Source organism: Massilia violaceinigra (assembly GCF_002752675.1).
GTDB lineage: Bacteria > Pseudomonadota > Gammaproteobacteria > Burkholderiales > Burkholderiaceae_D > Telluria_A > Telluria_A violaceinigra.
This window is the reverse complement of record NZ_CP024608.1, coordinates 6,824,269-6,840,063: the sequence shown is the minus strand read 5'-3', so window position 1 is coordinate 6,840,063 and position 15,795 is coordinate 6,824,269. Positions and strand designations below refer to the sequence as shown.

Annotated in this window: 15 protein-coding genes; 5 read left to right on the top strand and 10 right to left on the bottom strand. The window is 67.1% G+C overall.

Annotation, left to right across the window (positions count from 1 at the left end; genetic code table 11):
- Positions 1-30: 30 nt before the first annotated feature.
- The 9 genes from CR152_RS29500 to CR152_RS29460 form a co-directional block, all read right to left on the bottom strand.
- Positions 31-1,233 carry a glycosyltransferase gene (locus CR152_RS29500; RefSeq protein ID WP_099880955.1) on the bottom strand — a complete coding sequence of 401 codons (1,203 nt, stop codon included), beginning with the start codon at positions 1,231-1,233 and terminating at the stop codon, positions 31-33.
- The gene (locus tag CR152_RS29495; RefSeq protein WP_370663869.1) at positions 1,230-1,808 is read right to left on the bottom strand and encodes a class I SAM-dependent methyltransferase; all 579 of its coding nucleotides are present in this window, start codon (positions 1,806-1,808) and stop codon (positions 1,230-1,232) included. The genes CR152_RS29500 and CR152_RS29495 overlap by 4 nt, the downstream gene beginning before the upstream one ends.
- A 71-nt stretch (positions 1,809-1,879) precedes the next feature.
- Positions 1,880-3,889: a glycosyltransferase family 2 protein gene (locus CR152_RS29490; protein WP_099880953.1), complete on the bottom strand. Its 2,010-nt coding sequence runs from the start codon at positions 3,887-3,889 to the stop codon at positions 1,880-1,882.
- Positions 3,886-4,890 carry a DUF4214 domain-containing protein gene (locus CR152_RS29485; protein ID WP_208640222.1) on the bottom strand — a complete coding sequence of 335 codons (1,005 nt, stop codon included), beginning with the start codon at positions 4,888-4,890 and terminating at the stop codon, positions 3,886-3,888. The genes CR152_RS29490 and CR152_RS29485 overlap by 4 nt, the downstream gene beginning before the upstream one ends.
- 102 nt (positions 4,891-4,992) lie before the next feature.
- Positions 4,993-5,901, bottom strand: a complete 909-nt coding sequence (locus CR152_RS29480) for a hypothetical protein (protein ID WP_157778822.1) — start codon at positions 5,899-5,901, stop codon at positions 4,993-4,995.
- A gap of 144 nt (positions 5,902-6,045) precedes the next feature.
- Positions 6,046-7,338, bottom strand: a complete 1,293-nt coding sequence (locus CR152_RS29475) for an MFS transporter (RefSeq protein WP_099880948.1) — start codon at positions 7,336-7,338, stop codon at positions 6,046-6,048.
- Between the two features lie 5 nt (positions 7,339-7,343).
- Positions 7,344-7,790 (bottom strand): MarR family winged helix-turn-helix transcriptional regulator, encoded by a 447-nt coding sequence (locus CR152_RS29470; RefSeq protein WP_099880946.1) that lies wholly within the window; start codon positions 7,788-7,790, stop codon positions 7,344-7,346.
- Between the two features lie 155 nt (positions 7,791-7,945).
- Complete coding sequence (locus tag CR152_RS29465) at positions 7,946-9,316, bottom strand: DEAD/DEAH box helicase (RefSeq protein ID WP_099880944.1); 1,371 nt, start codon at positions 9,314-9,316, stop codon at positions 7,946-7,948.
- Positions 9,317-9,562: 246 nt separating this feature from the next.
- On the bottom strand, positions 9,563-10,342 hold the full coding sequence (locus tag CR152_RS29460; protein WP_099880942.1) for an inositol monophosphatase family protein: 780 nt from the start codon (positions 10,340-10,342) through the stop codon (positions 9,563-9,565).
- 178 nt (positions 10,343-10,520) lie between these two features.
- Between CR152_RS29460 and CR152_RS29455 the strand changes: the two genes are divergently transcribed.
- Together CR152_RS29455 and CR152_RS29450 are read left to right on the top strand one after the other, a co-directional pair.
- Positions 10,521-11,285 carry an RNA methyltransferase gene (locus CR152_RS29455; protein WP_099880940.1) on the top strand — a complete coding sequence of 255 codons (765 nt, stop codon included), beginning with the start codon at positions 10,521-10,523 and terminating at the stop codon, positions 11,283-11,285.
- Positions 11,286-11,293: 8 nt separating this feature from the next.
- Positions 11,294-11,722, top strand: coding sequence for a DUF3592 domain-containing protein (locus CR152_RS29450; RefSeq protein WP_099880938.1), 429 nt, complete (start codon positions 11,294-11,296; stop codon positions 11,720-11,722).
- A 15-nt stretch (positions 11,723-11,737) separates the two neighbouring features.
- Here CR152_RS29450 and CR152_RS29445 read toward each other — a convergent pair whose 3' ends face one another.
- Complete coding sequence (locus CR152_RS29445) at positions 11,738-12,436, bottom strand: DUF8198 family protein (protein ID WP_099880936.1); 699 nt, start codon at positions 12,434-12,436, stop codon at positions 11,738-11,740.
- A gap of 104 nt (positions 12,437-12,540) precedes the next feature.
- Here CR152_RS29445 and CR152_RS29440 point away from each other — a divergent pair, with 104 nt between their 5' ends.
- The 3 genes from CR152_RS29440 to CR152_RS29430 are packed head-to-tail and all read left to right on the top strand — an operon-like array spanning position 12,541 to position 15,625.
- Positions 12,541-13,062: a hypothetical protein gene (locus tag CR152_RS29440; RefSeq protein ID WP_099880934.1), complete on the top strand. Its 522-nt coding sequence runs from the start codon at positions 12,541-12,543 to the stop codon at positions 13,060-13,062.
- On the top strand, positions 13,059-14,678 hold the full coding sequence (locus CR152_RS29435; protein WP_099880933.1) for a GMC family oxidoreductase: 1,620 nt from the start codon (positions 13,059-13,061) through the stop codon (positions 14,676-14,678). Before CR152_RS29440 ends, CR152_RS29435 begins: the two co-directional genes overlap by 4 nt.
- Positions 14,675-15,625 carry an esterase/lipase family protein gene (locus CR152_RS29430; protein WP_099880931.1) on the top strand — a complete coding sequence of 317 codons (951 nt, stop codon included), beginning with the start codon at positions 14,675-14,677 and terminating at the stop codon, positions 15,623-15,625. The genes CR152_RS29435 and CR152_RS29430 overlap by 4 nt, the downstream gene beginning before the upstream one ends.
- Positions 15,626-15,795: the final 170 nt, after the last annotated feature.

Sequence of the window (15,795 nt, the reverse complement as noted above, 5' to 3'; positions counted from 1 at the left end):
TTCTCCAGGTGCGGTAAGAAAAACGGGGTTTCATGTTGCCAGCGCCGTGGCCAGCCACTGGCGCTGGCGCGCCAGGCAGTTCTCCAGCACCAGTTCCGGCAAGGGCGGCGGCGCCTGGCGCGGCTGCGCGCCGCCCGCGCAGCGCAGGACGATGGCATCGGCCCAGGCGGCGGCATCGAAAAACGGCACGCAGCGCACGCCCAGGGCGGCGGCGAATTCGAGCACCGGCGCGGTGGCCGAGGCCAGCACCGGCACGCCGCTCAGGGCCGCCTCCAGGAACGACCAGGACAGCACGAAGGGCGCGCTCCAGTAGGCGTGCACGCGGCTGATGCTGAGCAGGTCGAGGTATGCGCGCGGCGTCAGCTGGCCGGCGAAATGCACGCGCGACAGGTCCAGCCGCGCGCCGACCTCGGCCAGCATGTGCTCTTTCCAGCTGCGCCCGCCCGGAGCGGGATAGCCGTAGCCGACCTCGTCCCCGCCGACCACGATCGCGTGCGCGTGCGGGCGGCGGCGCAGCACGTCCGGCAGCGCGCGCATGAACACATCGAAGCCGCGCATCGGTTCCAGGTTGCGCGCCACAAAGCTGATCACTTCATCGCCCGGCGCGAACGGCGCGGCCAGGCCCGGCAAGGCCAGGCTTGCCTGCGGGTTGAAGCGCAGCCGCTCGCTGTCGATGCCGTCATGGATGACGCTGATCTTGTCGCGCGCCCAGGCCGGATAGGTGTCGCGCTGCCAGCGGGTGGGCGCGATGGCGGCGTCGGCCAGTTCCATGCTCAGCAGATTGGTGCTGTTGCGCAGGCGCAAGCGCCAGCGTTCGGGCATGCTGAGCGGAGGCAGCCCGGGATCGAAGCCGACATCCTGGCCTTCGAGCGCGTAATAGTATTCACAATAGAGCAGCAGTTTGGCGTGCGGGAACACATCCTTGATGAACAGCGCTTCGCCCCAGCCCGGATGGGCCAGCACGATGTCGGGCGCGAAGCCTTCGCGCTGCAGCTGCATGGCGGCGGCGGCGCAGGCTTCGGCGTGGCGCACCTGGCTTTCCTGTTCGGCCAGCAGCGGATGGATCTCGGGCATCGCCGGGCGCAGCAACTGGTAAGGGCGCAGCGCGACCCCGTGCGGCGCCGCACGCGCGTTGCGGCACAGCGCAACGACCTGATGCCCGCGCTGCGCCAGGTCGCCCGCCAGGTGCAGGAACTGGGCCGGGAAATTCTGATGGATGAACAGGATCTTCATTGCATCACCCGCGCCAGCTCGTCCCACACGGCGGCGCCGGTGGCGGGCATGCTGGCCACGGCCCACAGGTCCCAGTGCCCGCCTTCGTGCACGCGCACTTCGTGAAAGCCCGCCGCCAGCAGGCTGCGCCCCAGGGTCGTGGCGGTAAAGCCGCTGCGGTGCGCCATGTGCCGGTGGCCGGCGGCCAGCGCGGCTTGGTGGCCGAACAGCATGTCCAACGGCCTGATCGGACCGGCGGGCGACTGGTACAGCGGCGCGTCGAGCTGGTCGGCGGCAATGTGCAGGGCGATGGCGCGCAGGTCGGGCAGGGTGATCAGGGCGTAGCCGTCGGCGCGCAGCACGCGGTGGAATTCGGCCAGGGCGCGCGGCACCGCGAAGGCATCGAGGTGCTCCAGGTTGTGCGAGGAGAAAATGGCATCGATGCTGGCGTCGGCCACCATGTGCAGGTCGCTGATGCTGGCCACGATGTCCGGTTCGACGGCGGGGTCGATATCGAGCCGTATTTCGCGCCATGCGGGGCCGCGCAGGCAAGCCGGCAAGTCGCGGTTGCCGCGCGCGCCGCAGCCGACGTGCAGCAGCTGGCGCGGGCGCGCGGCGGCGCAGTCGTCGGACAGGCGGCGCGCTACGCCGGCCTCGCCCGGCTGCGCTATGATCGCGCCCCCGTGCTGCCCGGGTTGGCAAAATGAAGAGGCGCCAGGGCCGGGCGCGGGGCCACGTGGGCCCTGGCCAGCAAGGCCGAAAACCAGCTGCCGGCATCGAAGCCGGGGTCCAGGCGCACCGTGTCGATGGCGACGCGGGCCTGCGCCGGGTCGGCCGCGAGCAGCACGATGCAGCCGCTCAGGCCGATCAGGTCGCTGTCGCTGAGCAAGCTTGCCCCGCTGGCGGGCGGGACCACGTCGACCACGCCGGTGCGCCACAGCGTTTCGCTGACCTCGCCGATCACCAGCAGGCGCAGGGCCAGGTCGGTGCGCGCGGCGACCAGGCGCGCCAGCGCCAGCACGGCGGCCGCCAGCGCTCCCGCGGCGCAATGGGCGAGGACCGCGATGCGGGTGCACGAGGACGCCAGCGGCGCCGGCAGCGGCGCGGGCGGCGCATCGCCGGCGGGCGCCGCGGGCGGCAGCGCTGCGGCCAGGCAGGCGCGCGCGGCGGCCAGCGGATCGTCTTGCAGGAAGCGCTGGTAGGCGCTGTAGTAGTGCGGATAGCGCGCCATCAGCACGGCGCGGTTCTGGCGTACCCGCAGGTGTTTTTCGTCGCCGAACGAGACCCCGCCGGCATGGGCCACATACACGCCGGTGGCGATCCGGTGGCGGTAGCCGGCGGCGGCCGCGCGCAGGCACCAGTCGACTTCCTCGCCATAGCCGCGCTCGATGGCGTTGCCGTCGAGCCCGCCGATCGCGGCGAGCGCGCTGGCGCGCATCAGCATGGCGAAGCCGCAGCAGGCCGGCACGTCGACGTCGGCGCAGGCGCCAGCGCGGTGCAGGGCGCTGGCCTGCCCGTCGAGGCGGGCCAGGCCGGCCGCGTCCGGTGCCGGGGCGGCCCTGGCGATGCTGGGAAAACTGCTGATTTCGCCATTGTTCGACCATGGGGCCACGGCTGCGATATCGTCGGCCCGGTAGAGGGCGGCGCGCAGGCGGTCCAGCCAGTCGCCGTGGACCAGGGTGTCGGCATTGAGCAGGAGCACGTCGTGGCCCGGCAACTGGCGCAGGCCGCGGTTGACGCTTTCGACGAAGCCCAGGTTGTAGCGGTTGCGCAGCAGGCCGATCCGGCCGGCGGCGTGTTCGGCGTCAAGCCAGGCCGCCAGCGCCGGCTCGGGACTGGCGTCATCGATCACCAGTACGCCGGCGAGCCCGTGGTTGGCGGGCAGGCTGGCCAGGACGCTGGCGATGCAGGCCTGCACTTGCGCCAAGCCGCTGTGGACCGGGATGAGTACGCTCAGCGGCGCGGGCGTGGGCGCGGGCGCGGTGCTGGACTGCGCGGCGGACAAGGCGCGCGGGACGGCAAAGACCAGGGGCGAGCCGGGCAGGGCGGCGGTGGCGCCGGCCAGGGCCAGCGACCAGACCCCGTCCGGATGCGGCGGCACCAAGGAAAAGCGCGCCCCGGCCGCGCCGGGCGGCAGGCGCACGTCATGGTTTTCCTGGGTGAGTTCGTCGCGCAGGCACAGCTGGACCGACGCGCCCGCGTGGGCCTCGAACAGCATGCCTTCGATGGCGGCGCCGGCGCGCCAGCAAGCCCCGGCGGGCAGGCAGGCGGCTTCGCGCAAGCTGGGCAGCAAGTCGGCGTCGCTGGCGGCGCGGCAGCGGGCCGGCAACAGCGCCGGCGCCAGTGCGGCGATGCGGGCGCGCTCGCCGTGGGCGAGCCAATCGTTGATCAGCAAATCCTGGAGCCGTGCATCTTGCGGATCGCGGCGCCAGGCGTGGCACCACGCCGCACTACTGAAGGCGGAGCGGGACGCTTGCAGGATGGTGGCGCGCAGCAGCGCCGGAATGGCCGCCTCCGCATGGCGGCGGCACGCCGCTTCGGCGGCCAGCAGGGCGTCGGCCGGCCAGCCTTCCTGGAGGGCGTCGACCGCCTGCGCGAGCAGGAAATCCTCGCGCAGGCGCGACGCGCTCCAGACTGCCGCGGCTGGCGTGCCCTGGACGGCAGCGTTCGCGTTCAAACAATATTATGAACGATGGTCACCGAACCGACCACGACCGGCTCGATATAGTTGCCGGTGCCATCGAGGCTGTTACCGGCCACGGAAATGAAGCCGGCCAGCACCGAGGCGCGCGAGACGCCGCTGTCGAGCACGTTGTTCCAGTAGGCCAGGCCCTCGGCATCGGGCGCGCGGTTGAAGGTGCGCAGGTACAGGCCGTCGAGGAATTGCTGATCGCTGAGCTGCGGCTTGGCCTTGTACTCGCTCGAATCGAGGAAGCTTTGCGCGATGCTTTCCAGGGAAACGCCGGAGCGCACCGCATCCATCCAGAATTCGAGGCCCTTGGCGTCGGGCGAGCGGCCCAGCGCGGCCGAGTACAGGGTACTCACGCTGGCTTCCTTGGCGTCGCTGGCGAATACCAGCGCCTGGCCGCCGTCGAGCTGGACGAACTGGAGCTTGCTGACGTCGGTGGTCTTGAGCGTGGCGAGGTTGGTGACGATGGCATGGCCATCCTGGACCGTGACCTTGTAGTCGGACGCATTGCCCTTCAGTTGCACGATCGCATTGCCGGAATTGCCGCCGACGATGGTGCTGTTGCCCAGACCGGCGACGATGGTATCGTAGCTGGTGCCGATGCTCGACGCGACGCTGTTGCCGCTGCCCAGGGTCAGCTGGGTGTTGCGGTCATCGGCGATGACGAACTTGTCGGTGCCGTTGGTGCCGACCACGATGCGTTCGGGAACCGTGTTGGGCAGGTCGGTCGGACGCGCATCTTCGAAGCGCACATTGACCCCGCCCTTGCCCTGGAAAATCGTGACCGGCGCGCTGTCGCCGCCGACAATGGTGGTCTGGGCGGTGTCGGAAGTGGCCACCAGCAGCACTTCGCTGGTCGCGCTAACGGGAAGCTTGCCGCCCGAATTGGGCGTCACCGTATCGAAGGACACCAATTTGTCGGCCGAGGCCGTCAATGCCAGGATGCGGTCGATCGTTCCCTGCGTAAATAGCGTCGAATTCAGATTCATCAGGGTCGTGGTAGTCGCACTGTTTGATAGTTGATACATCGAATATTCTCCTCTGGTCGTTAAGACGTGCCGCCGCGATCGTAAGTGGCTACGAGACGTGGTTCATGAAGCAAGCTCTTCAGCTCTGTCAGCCGATTGGACCTGCTCGGCTTGCGCGGCTGTTGCCTTGAATACTTTGGTGGTGGCCGATTCCAGCCATGGGTTCGGTTCGCTGGCGGCGGCCTGGCCGGGGTGCGCGTGCAGGGTGATCGCGGTCAGGTGTTCGAGCCCCGAGGGGCCGCTGAGCGGCACGGCCGAGTGCACCGGCGCCTGGTAGCCACCGCTGAAGTACGCCGTTCCTTCCAGGCGCCACTGGCTGGCGGCCGGTCCGATCAGGGCGAAGCTCACTTCGATGATGCGTCTGGCCTCGTTGCGGGTGCCGCAGAATTTGCCGCTCTTGACCATTGGCAGCACGCCGCCGCCTTCAACCGCGATGCTGTACGCGAGGTCGACGCCGTGCGGACGGTCGGGCCACATGACCTGGAAGCCTTCCAGTCGCAGCAGGCTGTCCGGGTCGCCGAGCACGGCGCCGGGGGCGGCCATGACGTCGCCGTTGCGCTCGATGTGACCGATGAGGGTCATGCCCTGGGGGCTGATGGCGATCGGCGCGGCGTGCGCGTGCGCTGGGGTGGACAGGGCTGCGCCGGCGGCTGCGCGCATGGATGGCGGCACCGGCCCACGCTCGAGCGCGATCTGGTCGACACGCAGAGCCGGAACGGGGGCGTTTTTGTTTTCCAGAAAGGCGCTGACCAGTAAGGTGACCGGCGCTTCGCTGATGTGCAGCACGATGCAGTCGGCGCCGTCGCGCAGCACGCTGCCGTGGGTGCCCGCTGTGCTGAGTATTTCCATCTTCCCCTGCGTGGCGCCGTCGCCGGGCGCGCGCGCGATGCTCAGCGCGGCCTTGTTCCCGGTCGGATGGCGCAGGATATACATGCCAGGCTGGAGTGTGACGGTGGAGCCGGTAATTTCCATTGAGCAGGTACCAGACACAAAAATAATAATACGGTTAAGTTTCGTGTCTGAAAACTATAACGCAAAGGCATGTATGCGCGATTGAGTCGGCCTCTTTTAATTCATAGTGTTGTAAAAGTGGAGGTCATGCTAAGGTCGCTTGCTTCAGGCTTGTGCCGGCGGTGACGGTTTGTCGGACACCGTGCTCATCGGTGTGAGCAGCCAGGCCAGCAGCGCCGTTCCCATCAGGAAAAGTCCCGCTCCACCAAACAATTGCGCCAGCGACATGTGTTGCAGCAGCCACCCCGTCAGTGCCGCCGACAGCGGCGCCACGCCCATGAAGATGAACATGAAGATGCTCATCGCCCGCCCCAGCATGGCGCGCGGCACGCGCTGCTGCAGCCAGCTGAACACGGCCACCTGCATGTAGCCCCCCAGCACGCCGATCACCAGCATCAGAGCGGCCGCCTGCCAGGTCGCCGCCACCAGCCCCAGCGGGATGAGCAGCAGCCCGACCAGCACGTCGGCCAGCAGCACGGTGGTGCCGAAATTGCGCACCCGGAACTTGCCCAGCATGCCGCTGAGCGCCATCCCGGCCAGGCTGCCGGCCCCGTGCACGCCCATGATCAGCCCCAGCGCGGACGCACCGTGCAGCACGCTGCCGGCCAGCACCGGCAGCGCCACCTGCATGGTGCCGCCCACCACGAACGCGCACAGGCCCCAGTACAGCATGCAGGTGCGCAGCGCCGTGTCGTTCCAGACCATGGCTATGCCGGCGCCGACCGCGCGCAGCACCGGTTCGGGCGATGCTGCCGGCGCGACATGCAAGGCGCGCACCTTCGACAAAGTCCAGGTCGCCACCAGGAAGCTGAGCGCATCCAGGGCGAACGCGGCCCCGATGCCGCCGACCGCGCCCGGGGCGCGGGTGTTGGCGCTGCCATCGCCGAACAGCGCGAACAGCAGGCCCGCCAGCAGCGGCCCGGCCAGCATGGTCAGCTGGCGCACGCCCATCATGATGGCGTTGGCCATCGGCAGCTGGGCCGGCGTCACCACGGTGGGCAGCATCGAGGTGCCGGCCGGAATGCTGAAGGCCGAGGCGAAGCCGATCAGCACACCCAGCGTGCACACCATCGGCAAGCTGATCCGGTTGGCGAAGACCATCGTCGCCAGCAGCGCCAGCAGGGCGGCGTTGACGAACCTGGTGATCATCAGCACCGACCTGGGCGAGTAGCGGTCCACCAGCGCGCCGCCCAGCAGGATGAATATGGCGCGCGGTATGCTCATCATCGCGATCACCAGGCCCATCTTGAGCGGATCGCCGGTGCTCACCAGCACCAGCCAGGGCAGGGCGATCAGGGTGAACTGGTCGCCCAGCGAGGTGATGATGGCGCCGCCCATGGTCCAGCGGAAGTTCGGTTCGCGCAGCAGGGCGGCGCGGGCGCTTTGTCGATCGTTCATACAGGCTAGCTGTTGCTCAGGTTAATGCCGGCGATCTGGCCCAGGATGGCCGACATCGCTTCGAGCTGGTCCGGCGCGAACGGGCGCAGCGCTTCCCGGCTGATCAGGTCGACGACATCGCTGGCATTGAGCGCCAGTTCCTTGCCGCTGGCGGTGATGACGGCAAAGCCCACGCGGGCGTCGCGCGGATCGGCTTCGCGCGTGATCAGGCCGATTTTCTCCAGCGGCAGCAAGCTGCGCGTGATGCCGGACGCGGTCAGTCCCAGGCGCTCGGCCAGGTCGACCCGGCGCAGGCGGCCGCCCGGCGCCCGGCTCAGGTGATTGAGGATCTGGAAATCGGAAAAGCTGATGCCGTGATGCCCGCCCAGCGAGTTGTCGAAACGGCGCAGCAGGGCCGCATTGGCGCGTGCCATGCGCAGACAGAGTTCGGCGTGGGAATTCAATTCGTTCATTGCGTCATCCTTTATAAATGCGGTATAGATGTTTGAGTGCGCAAGTATATACGGTTTAAAAAACGCGTGGGCACAAATTTGCGCCCATCGTTGCGGATGGGCCAATCTGTGGCCACGCGCGCCGGCGCGAGCCGGTTGCGTGTGAGCCGGACTGCTTAGCGGCCGCGGCCGCCCGAACGGTGCGGTGCGGCAGGACGCGGACCGCGCGCGCCGGCAGTGCCGCCACCGCCGCCACTGGCGCTGCGTGGCTTGGCCGGAGCACGGCCACCGCCGCCGCCGACCTTGACCACCTGGCCGCCGCCGGAGCGGCCACCGCGGCCGCCATGGCCTGGCGCACCGCTACGCAGTTGCACAGGCTGTGCGCGTGCGGTCGGGTCCGGCTCGAAACCGGCGATGATCTGACGTGGCAGGGTCTGCTTGATCAGCTTCTCGATATCCTTGAGCATGTCGTGCTCGTCCACGCAGACCAGCGACACGGCTTCGCCGGTGGCGCCGGCGCGGCCGGTACGGCCGATGCGGTGCACATAGTCTTCAGGAATGTTCGGCAGGTCGTAGTTGACCACGTGCGGCAACTGGTCGATATCGATGCCGCGCGCGGCGATATCGGTCGCAACCAGCACCTGCAGGGCGCCATCCTTGAATTCCGACAGCGCCTTGGTGCGCGCCGACTGGCTCTTGTTGCCGTGGATCGCCATCGCGCCGATGCCGTCGGCGCCGAGCTGTTCGACCAGCTTGTTGGCGCCGTGCTTGGTGCGGGTAAATACCAGCACCTGGGTCCATTTGTTCGATTTGATCAGGTGCGAAAGCATCGGATGCTTCTTGTCGCGGTCGACCGGGTGAATCTTCTGGGCAATCACTTCCACCGTCGAATTGCGGCGCGCCACTTCGATCATGGCCGGCTTGTTCAGCAAGCCATCGGCCAGTGCCTTGATCTCTTCCGAGAAGGTGGCCGAGAACAGCAGGTTCTGGCGCTTGGCCGGCAGGGCCGCCAGCACTTTCTTGATGTCGCGGATGAAACCCATGTCGAGCATGCGGTCGGCTTCGTCCAGGATCAGGATTTCGACTTTCGACAGGTCGACCGTGCGCTGTTCCATGTGGTCCAGCAGGCGGCCCGGGGTGGCCACCAGGATGTCGACGCCGTGCTTGAGCTGCTTGATCTGCGGATTGATGCCGACGCCACCGAAGATGACGGCCGAATTGAGCTGGGTGTACTTGCCGTACACGCGCACGCTTTCCTCAACCTGGGCCGCCAGTTCGCGGGTCGGGGTCAGGATCAGCGCGCGCACCGAGCGGGTCGAGGTTTTGCTGCTCAAGGCCGCGCCGATGGCGTCGGTCGAGAGACGGTTCAAAATCGGCAGGGTAAAACCGGCGGTCTTGCCGGTGCCCGTCTGTGCGCCCGCCAGCAGGTCGCCGCCGTACAGCACGGCGGGAATCGCCTGGGTCTGGATCGGGGTCGGGACGGTGTAACCGTGTTCGGTTACGGCACGAACGATAGCATCGGACAGGCCGAGTTTAGAAAATGACATGATAACTTTATGGTGGAGATCGGCCCGTCGCTCATTGCAGAAAGCGCCAGTCGCAGGCAATCAATATTAGAAAATCGTGGTGGCAAAGGCACTGGAAACGGAGCCACCCGACATTGCAGCATACACAGCGATGCTAAATTTAACAGAAATCAGTTTCGCTGTGGAAATTTCACGTGCGGCTTGTTAAGCCTGGCGGAGGGAAAGCGGAGGCCGGACAAGGCCTCCAGTACAGCGTACTACAGTATTTTACGCGAAAGGCGCCAACAGCGTGACCATCTGGCCGAAGACCTTGGGGCTGGCGGCGATGATGTCGCCCTTGTGCAGGTAGGCCGATTCGCCGTTGAACTCGCCGACGATGCCGCCCGCTTCCGTCACCAGCAGCGAGCCGGCGGCGATATCCCAGGCTTTCAAGCCCTTTTCGTAGAAGCCGTCGCTGCGCCCGGCGGCCACGTTGGCCAGTTCCAGCGCGGCCGAACCGGCGCTGCGCACGGCCTGGCAACGTTCGGCGACGACGCCGTACATCTTCATGTATTCAGCCAGGGCGCGCGGACCGGCGCCGTGACCGGAGCACAGCAGGGTGTTGGCCAGGCGGTCGTGCTTGGTGACGCGGATACGCTTGTCGTTCAGGTAGGCGCCGGCGCCCTTGCTGGCGGTGTACAGGTCATTGCGCACCGGATCGTAGATGACCGCCTGCGTGACGATGCCGCGCTGGGCCAGCGCGATCGAGACGCAATAGTTGGGGTAGCCGTGCATGAAATTGGTGGTGCCATCGATCGGGTCGATGATCCAGGCGAATTCGCTCTCGTCGTTCAGGTTGGCGGATGCACCCGATTCCTCGGCCAGGATCGCATGGTCGGGATAGGCTTTGAGCAAGGTTTCGATGATCGCCTGTTCGGCCGCCTGGTCGACATCGGTGACGAAATCGTTGTGTTGTTTTTCAGTAACACTGATCCGGTCGACGTCGAAGGACGCGCGCTGGATCACGGTGGCGGCGCGGCGAGCTGCCTTGATCGCCGTATTGAGCATTGGGTGCATGTAGAGCTTCCGTTAAAAGAACGCTAACGCCCACGGCGCCCCCTTGGGCGCAGCGAACGGTAGTGAACAAGAATGAATTAAAGAGCGGTGCGGCGGCGAACTGGTTAAAATCGCGGGCTTGTCAGCCCTGTTTTTAATGATCCGCTACTGCGCGATAGCGCTATTTTAAATGAACACGCCCGAAATCAACACGTCTGTTTTCAAACGCCTCCGATTTGTCCTGGTCGAGACCAGCCGCGCCGGCAATATCGGCGCGGTCGCGCGCGCCATCAAAACGATGGGCTTCGGCGACCTGGTCCTGGTCAATCCGCGCTTTCCCGACGCCCTGCGGGACCCGGAAGCGGTGGCTTTTGCCAGCGGCGCCCAGGATGTCTTGGTCGGGGCGCGCATCGTCGGCAGCATCGGCGAAGCCCTGGAAGGGTGCAACTTTGCCGCCGCCGTCTCGGCCCGGCTGCGCGAATTTTCGCCGCCGGTGTGGACCCCGCGCGATGTTGCCGGCCATGTGGCGGGGCAGGGCGAGCTGTCGGCCGCCCTCATTTTCGGCAACGAGCGCTTTGGTTTGCCCAACCAGATCGTCGAGCAATGCAATGTGCTGATCAATATCCCGGCCAATCCCGATTATTCCTCGCTCAACCTGGCCCAGGCGGCCCAGGTGCTGGCCTACGAATGCCGGGTGGCCGGCATGGCCAACGAGAACGGGGAAGCGGCGCCGAGCGCGATCGGCTTTCATGGCGACGCGGCCAGCCTGGAACAGATCGAGGGCATGTATGCGCACCTGGAGCAGGCGCTGGTGGCCATCGATTTTCTCGATGCCGACAATCCCAAAAAGCTCATGCCGCGCCTGAAACGCCTGTTTTCGCGCACCCAGCTGGAAACCGAGGAAGTAAACATCCTGCGCGGGATCGCGCGCCACATACTCAAGGCGCGCGGCTAGCTGCCCCCATGATCAATGGCATCGTGCCCGCCATCGTCGGGATTGTTATCGCTGGCGCCGGTATCGCCCTTCTGTTCAAGAGCCGGGCTACCTCGCATTGGCGCCGGGTGGCCGGCACGGTCGTCGAGGTCGCGATCGAGACGCGCGGCGGCGATATTGGCAGCCGCCCGACTACGGTTTTCTATAGTCCCAAGCTGCACTACAAGTACGTCTTCAACGGCGTGATACACCGAGGTTGGCGCATCCTGGGTGAGAAAGTGTCGATGCGCGCGAGTGCTGTCGCATCCGGGCGGCAGTACATTGCAGGCCAGGCCATCGACGTGTTCGTCGACGAGCGGCGTCCTCACAGGCATGCGCTCGAGCGCGGCATGAATCACCAGTACTGGCTGCTCGTTGTTGTTGGCGTTTTCTGGATCGGCCTGGCGCTCCAATTGTAGCTCGCCCTTGCACGCCTAGAACACATCGAAAGGCTCCCTGCGCCCGCTGTAAATATGCCCCATGGCGCGCCGTTCGCGCCCGACGATGGTCTCGACGAACTGGGCCGGCTTTTTCATCTTCTTGAACGTGGTGAAGCCGCGTTCGAGGAACTGGTGCAGGTCGGTCACGCCGGCCAGCTTGGCCGGCCCGCGCATCACCGACAAGGTCAGCGCGAGCAGGGGAATGCGCACCAGCGCACACAGCGAGTCGCCCAGCTGCTGCACCAGGTCGAGCTGGCGCTTGCGTTCTTCGGGCGCGGTGGCGCTGCGGTAAGCCAGCAGGTAGGCGCCTTCGTCAAATTCCGCTCCCAGCACCCGCGCCATGGCCGTATCGAGCTGCTCGGTGAGGGCGTCGAGCGCGATCGCGCCCGTGATCGTGTGCAGCGATTCGTAGGGCAGCAGCCGCTGCAGGCTGGGGGCGATGCGTTCGAGGTCGGCCTCGCGCCGCTCCAGGTCGTGCGCGCCATAGATATCGTTGAGGAAAAAAGCGGCGGCGTCGCGCGTGTCGGGCGCGGCCAGCAGGTCGGGGTGGGTGGCGGCCAGGCGGGCCGACTGATAGCGCTTGACGGCCGTGCGCGCCGCCTGCAGGGCCGGATCGCGCCGTGCCAGCTCGCGCCCGGCCGCCAGCTGGCGCAGGTGCTGTTCGAGTTCGGCGGCCAGTTTGTCTTTATTCATTCGCTTTGTATCAGAAACGTCTAGACGGTTCACTCTAGTTTGTTGGATTTTATGCCATGTCCTTTGGCGTACACTACCCCAAAAATAGCATGGAAAACAAAGACATGGAGACCAAACGCAGAACCTTTCTCAAGGTTGGCGCGCTGGCCGCGCTGACCCTGGCGGCAGGCGGCGGCATTTATCGCTACACCCATCCCTCGCCGCTGGGCCGTTTCGCCCTCGACGGCGAAGCCAAGGCGGCCATCGACGCCATCGTGCCGGCCATGCTGGCCGGGGCGCTGCCGGCCGATCCGGGCGCGCGCCTGGCCGCCGTGACGGCCACCACCGCGCGCGTGCACCAGGCCATCCTCGGCCTGCCGCTGGCCGCGCAAAAGGAAGTCCAGGACCTGTTCGGGCTGCTCTCGCTGGCGCCCGCGCGGCGCCTGCTGGCGGGCGTGTCGGGCGGCTGGGCCGGCGCCAGCGTCGAGCAGGTCGGCGTATTCCTGCACGACTGGCGCTTTCACCGCCTCGGCATGCTGCAAAGCGCCTACCACGCGCTGCATGACCTGATCATCGGTTCCTGGTATGCCGATCCCTCCAGCTGGGCCGGCATCGGCTATCCCGGTCCGATGAAGGAACTGGCATGAGCAGCCCCATCCCCGATCCGATCGCGGCCGGCATCGCGGCCGGCTGGAACGTCATCGACGGCGCCAGCGTCGCCGCCGACCGCACCATCGAGGCCGACGTGGTCATCATCGGCAGCGGCGCCGGGGGCGGCGTGAGCGCCGAGATCCTGGCGCTGGCCGGGCTGAAAGTCGTCATCGTGGAGGAGGGCGCGCTCAAGTCCTCGAAGGACTTCAAGATGCGCGAGGCGGATGCCTATCCGGCGCTGTACCAGGAATCGGCCGCGCGCAAGACGCGCGACAAGGCCATCAACATCCTGCAGGGCCGTACCGTGGGCGGCTCGACCACCGTCAACTGGACGTCGAGCTTTCGCACTCCGAAGCCGACCCTGGACTACTGGCAGAAGAATTTCGGCCTGGCCAGCTACACGCCGGCGCTGCTGGCGCCCTGGTTCGACATGATGGAAGCGCGCCTGTCGGTGGGCGACTGGCAGGCCCCGCCCAACGAAAACAACGATTTGCTCAAGCGCGGCGCCGCCCGCCTGGGCATCGCGACCGGCGCCATCCGGCGCAACGTCAAGGGTTGCTGGAACCTGGGCTATTGCGGCATGGGCTGCCCGACCAACGCCAAGCAGTCCATGCTGGTCACCACCATCCCGTCGGCGCTCAGCCACGGCGCCACCCTGGTCACCCATGCGCGCGCCCAGCGCCTGGTGTTCAAGGGCGACGCCGTCGACAGCCTGCTGTGCGAAGCGATGGACGCGAGCGGGCTGGCCGCGAGCGGGCGCGTGCTCACGCTGCGGGCCAAGCACTTCATCGTGGCCGGCGGGGCGATCAATTCGCCGGCCTTGCTGCTGCGCTCGCGCGCGCCCAATCCCCACGGGCTGCTCGGCAGGCGCACCTTTTTGCATCCGACCGTGATCTCGGCCGGCATCTTCGCCCAGCGCGTGGATGGCTATGCGGGCGCGCCGCAAACCATCTATTCCGACCACTTCCTCGAGACCGGCCCGGTCGACGGGCCGATCGGCTACAAGCTCGAAGCGCCGCCCCTGCATCCGCTGCTGCTGTCGACCACCATGGCCGGCTACGGCCAAGCGCATACCGACACCATGCGCCAGTTCCCGCACGTGCAGGCCGTGCTGGCGCTGCTGCGCGACGGTTTCCATGCCGACGCGCCGGGCGGCAGCGTGGGCCTGACGCGCGAAGGCGCGGCGCTGCTCGACTATCCGATCAGCGAGTTTCTGTGGGACGGCGTGCGGCGCGCCATGCTGTCGATGGCCGAAATCCAGTTCGCCGCCGGTGCCGCCAGCGTGCAGCCGGTGCACGAACTGGCCGAACGCTATACCAGCTGGGACGCCGCCAAAAAAGGCATCGGCGCGCTGCCGATGAGGGAGCACATCACGCGCATCGTCTCGGCCCACGTGATGGGCGGCTGCACCATGTCCGACGACGAGCGGCGCGGGGTGGTGGGCGCGAACGGCCGCTACCACGGCGTGCGCAACCTGTCGGTGCACGACGGCTCGCTGTTCCCGACCGCGATCGGGGCCAATCCCCAATTGTCGATCTACGCCGTGACCGCGCGCCTGGCGAGCGACCTGGCGCGCGAACTGACCGGCAAGCCGGCCCCGCGGGTGGCATGAATGTGACGCTGAGCACGCGCGCCATGCTGCGCTGGCTGCTGCTGGCGCAGGCCGCGGCGGCGTGCGCCATCGGGCTGGCGGCGATGCGCTACGGCGGCGTGGCCTCGCCCTGGCTGGCGCTGGCCTGCGGGCTGGGCGCCGTGCTGCTGGTGCGCCTCTTGATCACGGCCAACAATTTCGTGCTGACGGCGCGTTTTGCCAGCGCCACGCCGGCGCCGTTCCGGATCAGCCCCGGCGCCATGCTGCGCCTGTTCGCCGAAGAATTCATGGCGACCATGCTGCAATCGTCGTGGTTCATGGCGCACGGGGTGGCGCGCCAGCGTATTTACCCCGCCAGCGCGGCCCCGCCGGTGCTGCTGCTGCACGGTTACGGCTGCAACAGCGGCTATTGGACGCACCTGACCAGGGAGCTCGACGCGGCGCGCATCAGCTACGCCTCGCTTGACCTGGAGCCGGTCCTGGCCGGTATAGACGACTTCGTGCCGCTGGTGCAGCGCGCGGCCGACGCCTTGTGCGAAGCGAGCGGCGCGCAGCGCATCATCATCGTGGCGCACAGCATGGGCGGGCTGGTGGCGCGCGCCTATCTGCGCGAGCACGGCAGCGCGCGCGTGGCCCATGTCTTCACGCTCGGCACGCCGCACCACGGCACCAGCCTGGCCAGCAAGGGCGTGGGCGTGAACGCCAGCCAGATGCGGCGCCAGGCCAGCGGCGAGGCGCCGGAAAGCGCCTGGCTGCGCGCCCTGGGCGCGAGCGAAAGCGCGGCCACGCGCGCCCTCATCACCTCCTTCTATACCCACCACGACAATATCGTGGCCCCGCAAACCTCCAGCGTGCTCGAAGGCGCGCGCAATATCGCCTTCGGCGGCGTGGGCCACGTGGCGCTGTGCCGCAACCGGCGCGTGCTGGCCCGCCTGATGGATGAAATTGCCAAGCTATCCACGCCATAATCTTTAGCAACACCGGCAAAAGGCGTGATAGAGTCATTGTGAAATTGATTGTCATGGACAATCCGATTTCTTGCTCGATAGTATTGGTGAGATTCTTGTTTTCATTGCATTACTGAACAGGATTTTGTCGCCGAATAGCGACTGCTTGCGTTGCTGTCCCGGTGATAACG

Bases quoted from the DNA above. Each gene is read 5' to 3' on its own strand.
- CR152_RS29500 (WP_099880955.1), bottom strand. From the start codon at position 1,233: ATGAAGATCCTGTTCATCCATCAGAATTTCCCGGCCCAGTTCCTGCAC.
- CR152_RS29485 (WP_208640222.1), bottom strand. From the start codon at position 4,890: ATGAATCTGAATTCGACGCTATTTACGCAGGGAACGATCGACCGCATC.
- CR152_RS29480 (WP_157778822.1), bottom strand. From the start codon at position 5,901: ATGGAAATTACCGGCTCCACCGTCACACTCCAGCCTGGCATGTATATC.
- CR152_RS29475 (WP_099880948.1), bottom strand. From the start codon at position 7,338: ATGAACGATCGACAAAGCGCCCGCGCCGCCCTGCTGCGCGAACCGAAC.
- CR152_RS29470 (WP_099880946.1), bottom strand. From the start codon at position 7,790: ATGAACGAATTGAATTCCCACGCCGAACTCTGTCTGCGCATGGCACGC.
- CR152_RS29465 (WP_099880944.1), bottom strand. From the start codon at position 9,316: ATGTCATTTTCTAAACTCGGCCTGTCCGATGCTATCGTTCGTGCCGTA.
- CR152_RS29460 (WP_099880942.1), bottom strand. From the start codon at position 10,342: ATGCTCAATACGGCGATCAAGGCAGCTCGCCGCGCCGCCACCGTGATC.
- CR152_RS29455 (WP_099880940.1), top strand. From the start codon at position 10,521: ATGAACACGCCCGAAATCAACACGTCTGTTTTCAAACGCCTCCGATTT.
- CR152_RS29450 (WP_099880938.1), top strand. From the start codon at position 11,294: ATGATCAATGGCATCGTGCCCGCCATCGTCGGGATTGTTATCGCTGGC.
- CR152_RS29445 (WP_099880936.1), bottom strand. From the start codon at position 12,436: ATGAATAAAGACAAACTGGCCGCCGAACTCGAACAGCACCTGCGCCAG.
- CR152_RS29440 (WP_099880934.1), top strand. From the start codon at position 12,541: ATGGAGACCAAACGCAGAACCTTTCTCAAGGTTGGCGCGCTGGCCGCG.
- CR152_RS29435 (WP_099880933.1), top strand. From the start codon at position 13,059: ATGAGCAGCCCCATCCCCGATCCGATCGCGGCCGGCATCGCGGCCGGC.
- CR152_RS29430 (WP_099880931.1), top strand. From the start codon at position 14,675: ATGAATGTGACGCTGAGCACGCGCGCCATGCTGCGCTGGCTGCTGCTG.